We start from the raw sequence: 13671 nt of genomic DNA on the forward strand, positions 1-13671 counted from the left end.
GGAATCCTACGTGCCGTAAGGCGGGTCCGGACCCCGGAGGAGACGTGCCGCAGGACGGGTTCGACCCCGACGGAGGAGCGCCCCCGGCGCGGCGTCTGGCCGTCCGCTCGGGTCTCGTGACCGTGGGGTTGGGGCTGGGCCTGTTGGCGGCCGGCCTTGGCGCCGCCGGGGTCTATGCCGCGGCGCTGCCACCCGTGGACCTCTCGTCTGCGGCGACACGCTCCACCGTGGTGCTCGATCGATCCGGAGCGCTGCTGCGCCCCTTCGCGACCGCGGACGGGCGGTGGCGCCTGCCGGTCATCGCGGACGCGGTCGATCCGCGCTTCCAGGCGATGCTGCTCGCCTACGAGGACCGCCGCTGCGCGCATCACTTCGGCATCGATCCGGCGGCCCTGCTGCGCGCCGCGGGGCAGTGGCTGGCGCGGGGGCGCATCGTGTCGGGCGGCTCGACCCTGTCGATGCAGGTGGCCCGTCTGATCGAGCCGCGGCGCGAACGCTCCCTCAATGCGAAGCTCCGTCAGATGGTCCGGGCCGTCACCCTCGAACGGCGCCTCGGCAAGGCCGGAATGCGCGACCTCTATCTCGCGCTCGCCCCCTATGGCGGTCCGCTGGAGGGCGTCCGGGCGGCGAGCCTCGCGTATTTCGGACGGGAGCCCGCGCGGCTGACAGCGGCGCAGGCCGCGCTGCTCGTCGCCCTGCCGCAATCCCCCGAGGCCCGCCGTCCGGACCGGTTCCCGGAGCGCGCCCGCGCCGCCCGCGACCGCGTTCTCGACATCGCCAGCGCCCGGGGCGTCCTGACCGCGGCGGAGGCCGAGGCCGCGAAGGCGGAGCCGGTTCCGACCGCACGAAAGCCCTTCCCGATGCTGGCCGCGCACGCCGCCGAGGAAGCGGTGGCAGCCGATCCAACAAATCCGGTGATCCGCCTCGCGATCGATGCCCCCCTGCAGGAGCGGCTGGAGGCGCTGGCAGCCGAGCGCGCCGCCGCAACGGGACCCGACCTCTCGGCGGCGATCCTCGTCCTCGACAATCGGGACGGGCGCGTCCTCGCCCAGGTGGGCAGCGCCGGCTACCTGGATGCGACCCGGCGCGGCGCCATCGACATGACCCTGGCGATCCGCTCCCCCGGTTCCGCCCTGAAGCCGTTCGTCTACGCCATGGCGTTCGAGGATGGCTTGGCCCATCCGGAAACGCTGCTGGAGGATCGCCCGACGCGCTTCTCGGCGAGCTACGCCCCGGAGAATTTCGACTTGTCTTTCCAGGGCACGGTCACGGCCCGGCGCGCGCTGCAATTGTCGCTCAACGTCCCCGCGGTCGCGCTCATGGAGGCGGTCGGCCCGGCCCGCTTCATCGCGCGGCTGCGCGCGGCCGGCGCCGGGATCCAACTCCCGCGCGAAGCGGCGCCCGGCCTGCCGGTGGCGCTCGGCGGGCTCGGCATCACACTCACCGACCTCGCGCGGCTCTATGCCGGGTTCGCCCGCGGCGGCACATTGCTCGGCATCCAGCGCCGCGTCGAGGCGGGGGCGCCCGGATCCGGCCGCCAGGTGGCGAGCCCCGTAGCCGCTTGGTACATTGCCGACATCCTGCGCGGGACGCCGCCGCCCGAGAACGCCCTCCCGAACCGCATCGCCTACAAGACCGGCACGTCGTATGGCTATCGTGACGCCTGGGCGGCCGGGTTCGACCGGCGTGTGACGGTGGCGGTGTGGGTCGGACGTCCGGACGGGGCGGCGGTTCCAGGCCTCGTCGGAAGGGTCGTCGCGGCGCCGATCCTGTTCGACGCCTTCGCGCGGTTCGGCGGCGAGTCCGAGCCGGTTCCCCGGCCGGCCAACACCCTGATGGCCGGATCGAGCAGCCTGCCGCCGCCGCTGCAGCGGCTGGGTCGCGACGCGGCCGGTGCACGGGGTCCGACCTTGCGAATTGCTTATCCCCCCGATGGCGCACGGATCGACCTCGGTCTGGCGCCAGGCGGGCATGGCCGAGACGGCGACGCCGTCGCCCTCAAAGCGCTGGGCGGGGTGCCACCGCTGACGTGGCTGATCGATGGTCAGCCAGTCGCGCAAACGCTGCGTCGCCGTGCCGAATGGTTTCCCCAAGGGGTCGGCTTCGCGCGTATCTCCGTCCTTGATTCAACCGGAGCGAGTGACAGCGTTGCCGTCCGGCTGGAATAACCCGAGACCACGGATTGCATTGCGGAAGCTTGGCGGCGCCGAAGTTTTTCATACGCGTGCACTTTCCGGCCGCGGAATATTCATGCGGAGATTCATCGGTCATCAACGAATAGCGGTATAAACGTGCCCTGTGAGGTTGATGATGGCGTGGAAGGTCAGCGCCGCGGTCGCGGCGATTCTTGGATTCGTCGGCGTGAGCGTGGGGCTCGGCAGCGGCCCGGACCCGCGCCGCGCCGGCTGGCGCGACACCTATCGCCCGCCCGCCGAGATTCCGTTCCCGGCCGAAAACCCGTACACGGCCGCAAAGGCCGAACTCGGTCGTCGCCTGTTCTTCGATCCGATCCTGTCCGGCGATCGGACCCGCTCCTGCGCGACCTGTCACGTCCCGGATCTGGCCTGGGCCGACGGGCGCGCCCGCGCGGCGACACGCCAGCAGGGCGACATGGACCTGCGTACGCCCACGGTCCTCAATGTCGCTTGGCAGGACGGCCCACTCGGCTGGGACGGCAAGTTCCACACGCTCGAATCGGTCTCGGCGATGCCGATCATGGCGCCCGGCAACATGAACCTGCCGATGAACGAGGCCCTGGCCCGGCTTTCCGCCGACCCGGACTACACGGCAGCCTTCGCGAGCGCCTTCGCGGATCCGGCCGTCACCCGGGAACGGCTGGAAGCGACGCTTGCCACCTTCGAACGCCTGATCGTGACCGAGCCGGCCCCGTTCGATCGGTGGATCGCCGGCCGGGAGGACGCGATCGCCGAGCCGGCCAAGCGGGGCTTCGACCTGTTCAACGGTCGCGCCGGCTGCGCCAATTGCCATTCCGGCTGGTCGTTCACCGACAACTCGTTCCACGACATCGGCGTCGGTCAGGGGACCGACATCGGGCGGGGCCGCTTCAAGCCGACCTCGGTCGCGCTGCGCTACGCCTTCAAGACGCCGACGCTCCGGGAGGTCGGCCAGCGCGCGCCCTACATGCACGACGGATCGGTGCCGAACCTCGAAGCCGTGATCGATCTCTACGACCGCGGCGGGATCGACCGCCCGAGCCGCTCCCGGTTGATCAAGCCGCTTCATCTCACCGCCACGGAGCGGAGCGATCTCCTGGCTTTCCTCGCGACGCTGTCGGCACGGACGGAGCGCGACCTCGTGACCGCGTCGTTCTCGGCCCAGCCGCCGACGCCCTGACGCTGGATCCGCCTTAACGGCCGAGGTCGAGCCCGCGCGGGGGGCGTCCGGTATTCCGTTGCTCGCAGGTTTCCACCGCGGCGGCGAGGCGGGCCTCGTTCGCCGCCGCGCCGTTTGAGAGGCTGACCACCGTGGCCAGCGTCCAGGCCCCCGCGATGACGGCGAGCGCCACCGCGCCGATCAGCCCGTAGGTCAGCAGCTTGTTGCGGCGCAGATCCTTCGTGACCGTCTGGATCAGGTCGCGGTTGTCTTCGGCAAGCGTGTTCCGCGCGGCCACCAACTCGTTGTACATGTTGGTGATCGAGTTCGTCGACATGTACACGAGGAGCAGGTGAACGACGAAGTCGTCGTTCGTCGTCGTGTTCAAGGCGGCCGCGATCCGCACGGCGAGCTGACGCTCCCATGGCTGAAGATCGCGGCCGTGGACCGACCGGTAGAACCGCTCGAGGTTGGTCACGGCCGGAGCGCTTCCCGCCACACCTGATGGAAGTTGCGCCGGAGGCGGCGTCCTTCAACGCGCAGGCGCATCGGCGCCGTGTTGGCCAGCGTCTGCCACGTCATGTTCTGCACGCGCAGGGCCTCGATCAGGCGCTCGCCGATCTTCTCGATCTCGATCACACGGAAATTCGGCTGCTTGCGCAGGGCTTTCACGAGTTCGGAGGATTCGAGGTAGTCGAAGTTGGTCGCCTGAGCGGTGTTTTTCGCCAGGATCGCCCGGTCGCACTCGATCAGCATCGGCTTGAGTTCGCGCAGGACATCGAGGGCGGTCGGATCGACGGCACCGGCCGCGACAACCACGGCGAGGCGGATGTTCGATTCCCGGCAGCTCTCCACGATGATCTCGGCGCAGCGACGGGTCGTCTCGGTGTCGCCGGCCGGGAAATCGACCACCACGAAGCGCTCGGCGGCCTCGATCACGTGCTCGATCATGTCCTGGCACAGGGTCGGGTCGACGCGGCCGGTGCTGTCCTCAGCGCGCAGGCGCTGACGGAAGCAGGTGATGTCGGGCCGGCGCGGCACGAAACTCTCGCTGCCGGGGTTGGTCTCCTGCATTAAAGCCGTGTGGAAATGGCGATTGGCCGGATCGGTGTCGATCGCCAGGACCGGACTGACCTCGGCGCAGAGATCGGCGACCTGAAGCGCAATCGTCGTCTTGCCGACACCGCCCTTGCCGCCCAGGCAAAGGATCAGGATCTTCGCCGCCGAACCGAGAAGGTCGCGCTGGATCAATTGGATCTCGTCCGGTCCGTACCAGGCCGGAACCTTGGTCTGCGTATCGTCGGCCATGAAGTCTCTCCTTGCTGATGGATAGGGCGGTGCCGCACGCCGAAGCGGTGAGGAACCGTCCCGCGGGATGTCAGGATTGATGCGCTGCAGCCGGGGCCGCTCCCGGGGCCGGGACGCCGTCAGGGCTTCGCTTCGGTCATCTTCGATGCCCCGGCCACGCCCGGCCGGACATGCGCCAACCCCCGCGATTCGCCCGGTGGGCCGGCGGCAGAGCGATGGCCCTCCCGGTGCCACGGCTCAGGGAGGCGCGACCGCCGCAGGTCGACAGGTGTGTCGGGCCTCGGAATGGCGTCCCTCCCCATTGCGCGCATCCCGTTGCTCGGTCTCTCGCTCCGGCGGACCAGCCGCATAGGCCCAGCCCCTGAATTCGGTTCGACCAAGACAACGCGCTGGCTCACGCAAGATGCGAACCCGATACCCGCCGTCTCTGCAGGCATCTTTCCGCTACAGCCTAAACATTAATGAATCAATCTCACGCTATTCACTGATGTATTCAGTTTATGTTTGCGGTCTGATATCTTCGTTTTAAGCAATAGTTTTTATATATGCTGCTACGTGTAACATTTTATGCTTAAATACTATAAATATTGAGCGCACAAGTGGAAATCATTACGGCTCGGCGCCGGGGTCGTGGCCCTGATGCGGATCAGACCTGCGAAACGTGTCGACAGCGCGGTACAGACGTGGTCGCCGCAAAACCCAACGCGGTCGAGACTTGCCATCTGACGGGGATAGTCGAGCCAACAGCCGTCAAAGCAGCAAGCGGTTCGGCACTGTGCTGCCGAGGGTCGTGGCCCCCGCTCGAAGGTCCCGCACAGCCAGAACGAGATTCGACGCTACCTAAGCACAATCCACAGCGTTAACCGTTCACTCACATTCGTTAACAAACCCTTGGCTAAAATGCGCCGGGTATATTTAAGTAAACCGGTAACCACGGTGTCGTTGCGCTGCGACGAGGGCTCAATGCCAACATCCAACAAAAAGTCGGCCCCGGCAGTCGCCTGCGCCCTCGGCCTGACCGGCCCTTTGATCCTCGCGGGGACGAACGCCGCCGAGGCGCACGTCAAATGGTTCTGCGCCTTCGACGTGGCCGGTCAGCCGCAGGGCCTCGAACAGGTCCTCTGCCTCGACTTCGAGTGGCTCACCGGCCTCGCGCTGCTCTGCCTGATGTTCGGATGCCTGGCGGAGGGCACGCCCCTGGGAGGCGCACTGCTCAACGCCCTCGATCGCGTGACCACGCGGATCCGCACCGACACGGAGTTACTGGTCCGCGCCACGCTGGGCTTCTTCCTCGTTTCCCTGTTCGTCCTCGGCGGCATCATCCTGACGCCGGAGTTGAAGACCGACGTGGCCTGGATCCCGTGGTTTCAGCTCGGGCTGGCCGGCTGCCTGATCTGGCGCCGCACGATGCCGGTCACCGGCCTGGGCCTCGTCTTCCTGTTCAGCTACGCGACCGCGCAATACGGGCTGTTTCACCTCGCCGACTATCCGATCTTCCTCGGGATCGCCGTCTACCTGATCGTGCAGGGTCTCGACCTGAAGCCCTTCGACATCCGCCCCCTCGACCTCGTCCGCTGGTCCGCCGCGGTCACGCTGATGTGGGCTTCGATCGAGAAGTGGGCCTATCCGGAATGGTCGGCGCCGCTGCTCGCCGCCAAGCCGCAGATGACCATGGGCGCGACCCCCGAATTGTTCATGCAGGCCGCCGGCGTGATCGAGTTCACCCTCGCCTTCGCGTTGATCTGGACGCCCCTGGTCCGGCGCTGCGCAGCGATCATCCTGGCGGCGATCTTCGTCTCGGCAATCGTCGAGTTCGGCAAGGTGGACGCGATCGGCCATTCCGGGATCATCGTGGTGCTGCTGGCGATCGCCGCCGACGATGTCCGGGTCCAGGTGCGGGCGCGCCAAGTGCTCCTGGCGCCGGCTTGGTACGGCGCGGCGCTGGCGGCCTTCCTGTTCCTCTACTACGCGGGCCACGCCGCCCTGTTCGGCGGCCTCGGGACCCTGCCGGTCATCTGACGGCGGCTCGGACCGGGATCATCGCGGTGCCAGCAACGGCGCGATCACATCGGTCAGGCCGTTGATCAGGATCTGCGTGCCGACGCAGAGCAGCAGGAAGGCGAACAGGCGTCCGACCACCCGGGCCCGGGCCGGGCCGATGAGCGCCACGACCCGGTCGGCCGAGGCGTACAGGAGGGCGACCGTGACGGCGACCACCAGCGCTGCCACCGTGACGCCGAAATAAAAACCGGCCCGCTCGGCGTAAGCCGCCGGCCGGTTCGCGCCCAGGGTGATCGCGACGGCGATCGTGCCCGGCCCGGTGGTGAACGGCAGGGTCAGCGGGAAGAAGGCGATCTCGGAGAGCACCGCGGTGGGTACCGGCTCGGAGGAGGCCGCGGCGCCCGGCCCGGCCGAGCCCGAAGCCTCGGCCTGCTTGCGCGCCTCCCGCGCCTCCGGTCGGTTGAGCTGGGTCCAGGCCGACGACATCACCACCAGCCCGCCCGCGACGCGCAGGGCCGCCAGGGTGACGCCGAAGAAGTTGAGGATCGGCGTCCCGGCCCAGAGAGCGCCCAGCATCACCAGCGCCGCGTAGACGCCGATCCGGCGCGACAGGAGTACCCGCTCGGCGTGACTGTAGGCGCTCGTCACCTGGGCGAAGATGAAGGCGCCGCCGATCGGGTTGACGATCGCGACCAGGCCCGAGAGGGCGAGCAGGAACTGCTGGACGGTGAAATCGATGCTCATCAGGGTCGGTCCATGCGGACCGTCCTCCTAGGCCACCGGGCGCGCCGACGGAATCCGGTTTCCGCAGACGGCCGCTCGCGACAACGCGCGCTCAGCCAGGGGCAGGAGCCGGCACCAGCACCCGGGCCGGGGCGAGGCGACGGGCGCGCCGCACCTGCCGCACCGTGACCGGCCGGTACAGCTGCTTCGTCGCGTCGACCACGTGCAGGCCCGCGAAGGGCAGCGATAGGCTGGTGCCGGTCCACTCCCAGGCCGGCCCGGTGCGCAGCATCAGCCGCGAGCGCACCGGCGGCATGTAGAGCGTCTCGGTCCAGTTCACCGGCGAGAACAGCGTCTCGCGCATCAACCGGCCGAGCTGCGAACGGCTGTAGGGCTGGCCATGGCCGAAGGGCGTCGCCTCCCGCCGGGCCCAGACCCCCCGCCGGTTCGGCACCACCAGGATCATCCGCCCGCCGGGGGTGAGGGTCCGCCACACCTCCTGGAGCAGCTCGGAGGGGCTCTCGACGGCTTCGAGGGCGTGGATGAGGAGGATCCGGTCGACGGCGGATTCGGGCAGCGGCATCATGGTGGGATCGGCCAGCGCCGTGCAGGATCGGCCGCTCGCCGGCCAATTCACCACGCCCTGGCTGATCGGCATGAACGCGAGGGTGCGTTCGGCGATACAGTGGATCGGGCCGAGATACGGCATCGCGTAGCCGATCCCGAGCACGCGCAGGCCCGAGACCGAGCCGAGGAACGCGTCGATCGAGCGGCCGACCACGCGATGCGTGGTGCGGCCCAGGGGGCTGGCGTAGAAGGCCCGCAAATCGTTGACGTCGAGACGCATGAAGAGGCAGGCTACCGACACGGGAACGGGTGTGTACTCAATGGTGACCCGGGTCGCCCGCGGCAAGCATTACGGACCCGAAGTGCACGGAACCCGGCCGTGGGACCGCCTGTTCACGGCGACAGCGTTTGCGCCCCGAGGAGAATCCCCCGATGGCCGCCCAGCCCGAGATCCGCACCTTCCTGTGCCGCAGCGACAATATCGGTGTCCTGATTCGCGATCCTGTCACAGGTGCGTGCGCGGCGATCGACGTGCCGGAGGCCGATCCGGTCCTGAGGGCGCTCGATGAGACCGGCTGGCGGCTCACCGACATCCTCGTGACGCACCGGCACGCCGATCACGTCGAAGGCATCCCTGCGGTGAAGCGGGCCACCGGCGCTCGGGTCGTCGCGCCCGCAAAGGCCGGCGACGCGGTCCCCCAGGTGGATGTTACCGTCCGGGAGGGCGACACGGTACGGGTCGGCGATATGACCGCGCAGGTCTGGGAGACGCCGGGCCATTGCGCCGATCACGTCACGTACTGGTTCTCCGAGGCGGGGCTTGTCTGCGCCGGCGACACGCTGTTCACCCTCGGCTGCGGCCGGGTGATGGAGAGCCCGCCCGAGACCCTCTACCGATCTTTGCGGCGCTTCGACGATCTCCCCGATTCTGCTCAAGTCTTCAGCGGCCACGACTACGTACTCTCCAACGCGCGCTTCGCCCTGGCGGCCGAGCCGGACAACGCAGCACTCAAGGCCCGCTTCGCCGAGGCCGAAACCGCGAAGGCGGAGAGCCGTTTCCTCGTTCCTTCGACCATGGGCGCAGAGCGCGCCACCAACCCGTTCCTGCGCGGCGCAGTCCCAGCACTGGCAAAATCCGTCGATCTGCCACCAGGAAGCGATCCAGAATCGGTCTTCGTCGCTCTTAGGGCGTGGAAGAACCGCTTCTGACGCAGGGATAACGAGAAAAATTTGTTGCCTTCTCAAGGCAAACTGACACATAGGAGTGTTTAAGCGGACTAAATCCGCTCAGGTTAACGGGCTCCCGGGGGGAAGCCGTAACGTCAACGCGAAGCGCCGGGACGCTTCAGCCGGTATGATGGGGGTCCGTCTCGCCCTACCACCTGTCCACTTCCCGCCTTCCGCTGCCTTTTTTGAAGCCAGAATCTGACGGGTCCAAGGAAGAGGCGCTGGGCGCCAAATCCAAGCTCTCTGTCGCCGAGGTCGCCGAGACCGGCACGCCCCGGGACGGAGCCGATGTGTCTGGCGGATCGAGGCCACGCGCACCCGTAGCCGCCGACGTTCGGTTGCTCGGCATCGCCACCGAGCATCTCTCCCGGCTCGGCCCCAAGCGTGTGACGGTGGTGGCCGTAGCCGCCGAAGCGGGCATGACCCATGCCAACGTCTACCGCTACTTCCCGTCAAAGGACGCCCTCCTCGACGCTGTGGCAGGGCGCTGGCTGCGCGAGGTCGAAGCCCGGCTCGCCGGCATTGCCGATGCACCCGACCCGGCTGACGACAAGATCGAGCGTCTCCTTACCGCGCTGGCCACCGTTCAACGCGACGCGCTGGTCGACGAGCCGAACCTGTTCGCGGTGCATCTCGACGCCACCGTGGCGGCCCGGCCGATCGCCCGGCGGCACCGTGTACGCCTGCGCAGTCTCGTGGAGCGGGTCGTCGAGGAGGGAATCACCTCCGGGATCTTCTCGGCCCGGGACCGGGAGCGGGCGATCGCCTACATCTTCGATGCGAGCTACCGCTTCACGCATCCGCTGGCGATCCAGCACGATGCCGAAGTGCCGCGCGATCTGATCGAGGCGCGCTTCGGCGCCGTCATTCACGCGATCCAGAGGGTTCTGCGATCTGGGGTTCTCTGACAAGCCCGACACCACCGTGACGGATTCTCCAAGGCCCGGACCCTCAATCCGGGCCTTCGCTGTGTCCGGATGTTTACGGCACCATCGGCAGTGACGAAACGCGCAAATGACAGCTTGCAGAGTCTGTCATCGAAGCTTCTCCACACGCCGGATCCAAGTTGCACTGCACCTAAAACCTTCGCAGCGCTGGCGTTTCTCGGATTGTCTGTGCCGCCGTCCGGCACCCGGAGCTTGGCGCCGATGTCGACGCTCGACCCGCATCGGGTTGAAGCGACGGTGCTTTTCCGCCACACAGCCGCGCAGATTTGGGGCCGCGAATCTGACCGCGAACCGGAACGGAAGCGCAATCCCCGCAACGCCCGACGCATCCTCGATAGCGACACGCAAGGGAGACGGATCCGACATGGCTCGCAACAAGATCGCGCTCATCGGTGCCGGCCAGATCGGCGGCACCCTGGCCCTTCTGGCCGGCCTGAAGGATCTCGGGGACGTGGTGCTGTTCGACATCGTCGACGGCGTGCCGCAGGGCAAGGCGCTCGACATCGCCGAGGCCGCCCCGGTCGAGGGCTTTGACGCAGCTTACGCGGGTGCCAGCGACTACGCCGCCATCAAGGGCGCCGATGTTGTGATCGTCACCGCCGGAGTCCCGCGCAAGCCCGGCATGAGCCGCGACGACCTGATCGGCATCAACCTGAAGGTGATGCAGGCGGTCGGCGAAGGCATCAAGACCTACGCGCCGGACGCGTTCGTGATCTGCATCACCAACCCGCTCGACGCGATGGTGTGGGCGCTTCAGAAGTTCTCGGGGCTGCCCACCAACAAGATCGTCGGCATGGCGGGCGTGCTCGACTCGGCCCGCTTCCGCCACTTCCTCGCGGAAGAGTTCAAGGTATCGGTCGAGGACGTCACCGCCTTCGTGCTCGGCGGGCACGGCGACGACATGGTGCCGCTGACCCGCTACTCGACGGTCGCGGGCGTGCCGCTGACCGACCTCGTCAAGCTCGGCTGGACCACCCAGGAGAAGCTCGACGCTATGGTCGACCGCACCCGCAAGGGCGGCGGCGAGATCGTCAACCTGCTCAAGACCGGCTCGGCCTTCTACGCGCCGGCCGCCTCCGCCATCGCCATGGCCGAGAGCTACCTGCGCGACAAGAAGCGGGTCCTGCCCTGCGCCGCTTATCTCGACGGCCAGTACGGCGTGAAGGGCATGTTCATCGGCGTGCCGATCGTGATCGGCGCCAACGGCGTGGAGCGCGTCCTCGAGGTCACCTTCGACGCCGCCGAGAAGGCGATGTTCGAGAAGTCGGTCGCCTCGGTCACGGGCCTGATCGAGGCCTGCAAGGGCGTCGACAGCAACCTCGCCTGACCGGTAAGCGGAGACCGGGCAGCGCGTTCTGGTCGGAGACCCGATTTCTGATCGCTCGATTTCTCGACGCGCTGTTCGCTTCCACCTATTCGCTCCTCCCTACGAGGCTCCGATGAATATTCACGAATACCAGGCCAAGGCCGTGCTGAAGGAGTTCGGCCTGCCCGTCTCCCGCGGCGTGGCCATCTTCAACCCGTCGGAGGCCGAGGCCGCCGCCAAGGAGCTCGGCGGCCCCGTCTGGGTCGTGAAGAGCCAGATCCACGCCGGCGGCCGCGGCAAGGGCACCTTCAAGGGCGCGCCCGAGGGCGCCAAGGGCGGCGTGCGCGTCACCAAGTCGATCGACGAGGTGAAGCAATATGCCGGCGAGATGCTCGGCCAGACCCTGGTGACGATCCAGACCGGGCCGGCCGGCAAGCAGGTCAACCGCCTCTACATCGAGGAAGGCGCGCAGATCGCCGAAGAGTTCTACCTCTCGATGCTGGTCGATCGCGTCACCGGCGGGGTCGCCTTCGTGGTTTCCACCGAGGGTGGCATGGACATCGAGGCGGTCGCCCACGACACGCCCGAGAAGATCCATACGATCGCGGTCGATCCGGCCACCGGCGTGATGCCCCACCACGGCCGCGCCGTCGCCAAGGCGCTGGGCCTCACCGGCCCCCAGGCCAAGGAAGCCGCGTCGCTGACGGAAAAACTCTACGCGGCGTTCGTGTCCAAGGACATGAGCATGCTGGAGATCAATCCTCTGGTGCTCACGGCCGACGGCCATCTCAAGTGCCTCGACGCCAAGATCTCGTTCGATTCCAACGCGCTCTACAAGCACGCCGATATCGTCGCCCTGCGGGACGAGACCGAGGAGGACGCCAAGGAGATCGAGGCGTCGAAATATGACCTCGCCTACATCGCGCTCGACGGCACGATCGGCTGCATGGTCAACGGCGCCGGCCTCGCCATGGCGACCCTCGACATCATCAAGCTCTACGGCGAGGAGCCGGCGAACTTCCTCGATGTCGGCGGCGGCGCCTCCGAGGAGAAGGTCACGGCGGCGTTCAAGATCATCACCGCCGATCCGCAGGTGAAGGGGATCCTGGTCAACATCTTCGGCGGGATCATGAAGTGCGACGTGATCGCCAACGGCGTCATCGCCGCCGTCAAGGCGGTGGGCCTGCAGGTGCCTCTGGTGGTGCGCCTGGAAGGCACCAACGTCGAGGAAGGCAAGGCGATCATCCGCAATTCCGGCCTCAACGTGATCCCGGCGGACGACCTCGACGACGCCGCCCAGAAGATCGTCGCCGCCGTGAAGGGAGCCTGATCATGTCGGTGATGATCGACGCCACGACCAAGGTCATCTGCCAGGGTTTTACCGGCAAGAACGGGACCTTCCACTCCGAGCAGGCGATTGCTTACGGCACCAAGATGGTCGGCGGCACGAGCCCCGGTAAGGGCGGTGCGACCCATCTCGGCCTGCCGGTCTTCGATACGGTGGCGGAGGCCCGCGAGGCCACCGGCGCCGACGCCTCGGTGGTCTACGTGCCACCGCCCGGCGCGGCGGATGCGATCTGCGAGGCGATCGCGGCCGAGATCCCGCTGATCGTCTGCATCACCGAGGGCATTCCGGTGCTCGACATGGTGCGGGTGAAGCGGGCGCTTATCGGCTCGAAGTCGCGCCTCGTCGGGCCGAACTGCCCCGGCATCGTCACGGCGGGCGAATCGAAGATCGGCATCATGCCGGCCAACATCTTCCGCCAGGGTTCGGTCGGCATCGTGTCCCGTTCGGGCACGCTGACCTACGAGGCGGTGTTCCAGACCTCCAATGCCGGCCTCGGCCAGACCACGGCGGTCGGCATCGGCGGCGATCCGGTGAAGGGCACCGAGTTCATCGACGTGCTGGAGCTGTTCCTGGCCGACCCGAAGACCGAGTCGATCGTGATGATCGGCGAGATCGGCGGTTCGGCCGAGGAGGAAGCCGCGCAGTTCCTGCGCGACGAGGCCAAGCGCGGCAGGAAGAAGCCGATGGTCGGTTTCATCGCCGGCCGCACGGCGCCTCCGGGCCGCCGCATGGGCCATGCCGGCGCAATCATCTCGGGCGGCAAGGGCGGCGCCGAGGACAAGATCGCCGCGATGGAGGCCGCGGGCATCCGCGTGTCGCCGTCGCCGGCTCGGCTGGGCTCGACGTTAGTCGAGGTCCTGAAGGGCTGAGTTCCAGGCGCCAGCGTTGCATCCATCGCAGGGCTGCAACGC

General features: G+C 67.9%; 12 protein-coding genes. 8 read left to right on the plus strand and 4 right to left on the minus strand.

The window, feature by feature from the left end:
• Window positions 1-44: 44 nt before the first annotated feature.
• Window positions 45-2168: a penicillin-binding protein 1C gene (pbpC, locus tag MKK63_RS21905; protein WP_409564539.1), complete on the plus strand. Its 2124-nt coding sequence runs from the start codon at window positions 45-47 to the stop codon at window positions 2166-2168.
• A gap of 142 nt (window positions 2169-2310) precedes the next feature.
• The gene (locus MKK63_RS21910) at window positions 2311-3354 is read left to right on the plus strand and encodes a cytochrome-c peroxidase (protein ID WP_244005609.1); all 1044 of its coding nucleotides are present in this window, start codon (window positions 2311-2313) and stop codon (window positions 3352-3354) included.
• 13 nt (window positions 3355-3367) lie between these two features.
• Here MKK63_RS21910 and MKK63_RS21915 read toward each other — a convergent pair whose 3' ends face one another.
• Window positions 3368-3811, minus strand: coding sequence for a hypothetical protein (locus MKK63_RS21915; protein WP_244005560.1), 444 nt, complete (start codon window positions 3809-3811; stop codon window positions 3368-3370).
• Window positions 3808-4641, minus strand: coding sequence for an ArsA-related P-loop ATPase (locus tag MKK63_RS21920; protein ID WP_243916741.1), 834 nt, complete (start codon window positions 4639-4641; stop codon window positions 3808-3810). Before MKK63_RS21920 ends, MKK63_RS21915 begins: the two co-directional genes overlap by 4 nt.
• A 963-nt stretch (window positions 4642-5604) precedes the next feature.
• Here MKK63_RS21920 and MKK63_RS21925 point away from each other — a divergent pair.
• Window positions 5605-6660 (plus strand): hypothetical protein, encoded by a 1056-nt coding sequence (locus tag MKK63_RS21925; protein WP_244005562.1) that lies wholly within the window; start codon window positions 5605-5607, stop codon window positions 6658-6660.
• An 18-nt stretch (window positions 6661-6678) separates the two neighbouring features.
• Here MKK63_RS21925 and MKK63_RS21930 read toward each other — a convergent pair whose 3' ends face one another.
• Both MKK63_RS21930 and MKK63_RS21935 read right to left on the minus strand, forming a co-directional pair.
• Window positions 6679-7386: a MarC family protein gene (locus MKK63_RS21930; RefSeq protein ID WP_244005564.1), complete on the minus strand. Its 708-nt coding sequence runs from the start codon at window positions 7384-7386 to the stop codon at window positions 6679-6681.
• Window positions 7387-7477: 91 nt separating this feature from the next.
• A complete protein-coding gene (locus MKK63_RS21935) occupies window positions 7478-8212 on the minus strand; it encodes a methyltransferase domain-containing protein (protein ID WP_243916775.1) in 735 nt (244 codons plus the stop codon).
• A gap of 152 nt (window positions 8213-8364) precedes the next feature.
• Between MKK63_RS21935 and gloB the strand changes: the two genes are divergently transcribed.
• From gloB to sucD, 5 genes are all read left to right on the plus strand, one after another.
• A complete protein-coding gene (gloB, locus tag MKK63_RS21940; protein ID WP_244005566.1) occupies window positions 8365-9141 on the plus strand; it encodes a hydroxyacylglutathione hydrolase in 777 nt (258 codons plus the stop codon).
• 308 nt (window positions 9142-9449) lie between these two features.
• Complete coding sequence (locus tag MKK63_RS21945) at window positions 9450-10067, plus strand: TetR family transcriptional regulator (RefSeq protein WP_244005611.1); 618 nt, start codon at window positions 9450-9452, stop codon at window positions 10065-10067.
• Window positions 10068-10470: 403 nt separating this feature from the next.
• A complete protein-coding gene (gene mdh, locus MKK63_RS21950; protein ID WP_244005568.1) occupies window positions 10471-11433 on the plus strand; it encodes a malate dehydrogenase in 963 nt (320 codons plus the stop codon).
• Window positions 11434-11545: 112 nt separating this feature from the next.
• Entirely contained in the window at window positions 11546-12742 is a 1197-nt protein-coding gene (gene sucC / locus MKK63_RS21955) for an ADP-forming succinate--CoA ligase subunit beta (protein WP_244005570.1), read from the plus strand.
• A 2-nt stretch (window positions 12743-12744) separates the two neighbouring features.
• Window positions 12745-13629 (plus strand): succinate--CoA ligase subunit alpha, encoded by an 885-nt coding sequence (gene sucD / locus MKK63_RS21960; RefSeq protein WP_244005572.1) that lies wholly within the window; start codon window positions 12745-12747, stop codon window positions 13627-13629.
• The last annotated feature ends 42 nt before the right edge of the window (window positions 13630-13671 follow it).

Source organism: Methylobacterium sp. J-088 (assembly GCF_022829295.1).
In the GTDB taxonomy this organism is placed as follows: Bacteria; Pseudomonadota; Alphaproteobacteria; order Rhizobiales; family Beijerinckiaceae; genus Methylobacterium.

Bases quoted from the DNA above. Each gene is read 5' to 3' on its own strand.
- sucC (WP_244005570.1), top strand. From the start codon at position 11,546: ATGAATATTCACGAATACCAGGCCAAGGCCGTGCTGAAGGAGTTCGGC.
- MKK63_RS21925 (WP_244005562.1), top strand. From the start codon at position 5,605: ATGCCAACATCCAACAAAAAGTCGGCCCCGGCAGTCGCCTGCGCCCTC.
- MKK63_RS21910 (WP_244005609.1), top strand. From the start codon at position 2,311: ATGGCGTGGAAGGTCAGCGCCGCGGTCGCGGCGATTCTTGGATTCGTC.
- sucD (WP_244005572.1), top strand. From the start codon at position 12,745: ATGTCGGTGATGATCGACGCCACGACCAAGGTCATCTGCCAGGGTTTT.
- MKK63_RS21920 (WP_243916741.1), bottom strand. From the start codon at position 4,641: ATGGCCGACGATACGCAGACCAAGGTTCCGGCCTGGTACGGACCGGAC.
- gloB (WP_244005566.1), top strand. From the start codon at position 8,365: ATGGCCGCCCAGCCCGAGATCCGCACCTTCCTGTGCCGCAGCGACAAT.
- MKK63_RS21935 (WP_243916775.1), bottom strand. From the start codon at position 8,212: ATGCGTCTCGACGTCAACGATTTGCGGGCCTTCTACGCCAGCCCCCTG.
- mdh (WP_244005568.1), top strand. From the start codon at position 10,471: ATGGCTCGCAACAAGATCGCGCTCATCGGTGCCGGCCAGATCGGCGGC.
- MKK63_RS21930 (WP_244005564.1), bottom strand. From the start codon at position 7,386: ATGAGCATCGATTTCACCGTCCAGCAGTTCCTGCTCGCCCTCTCGGGC.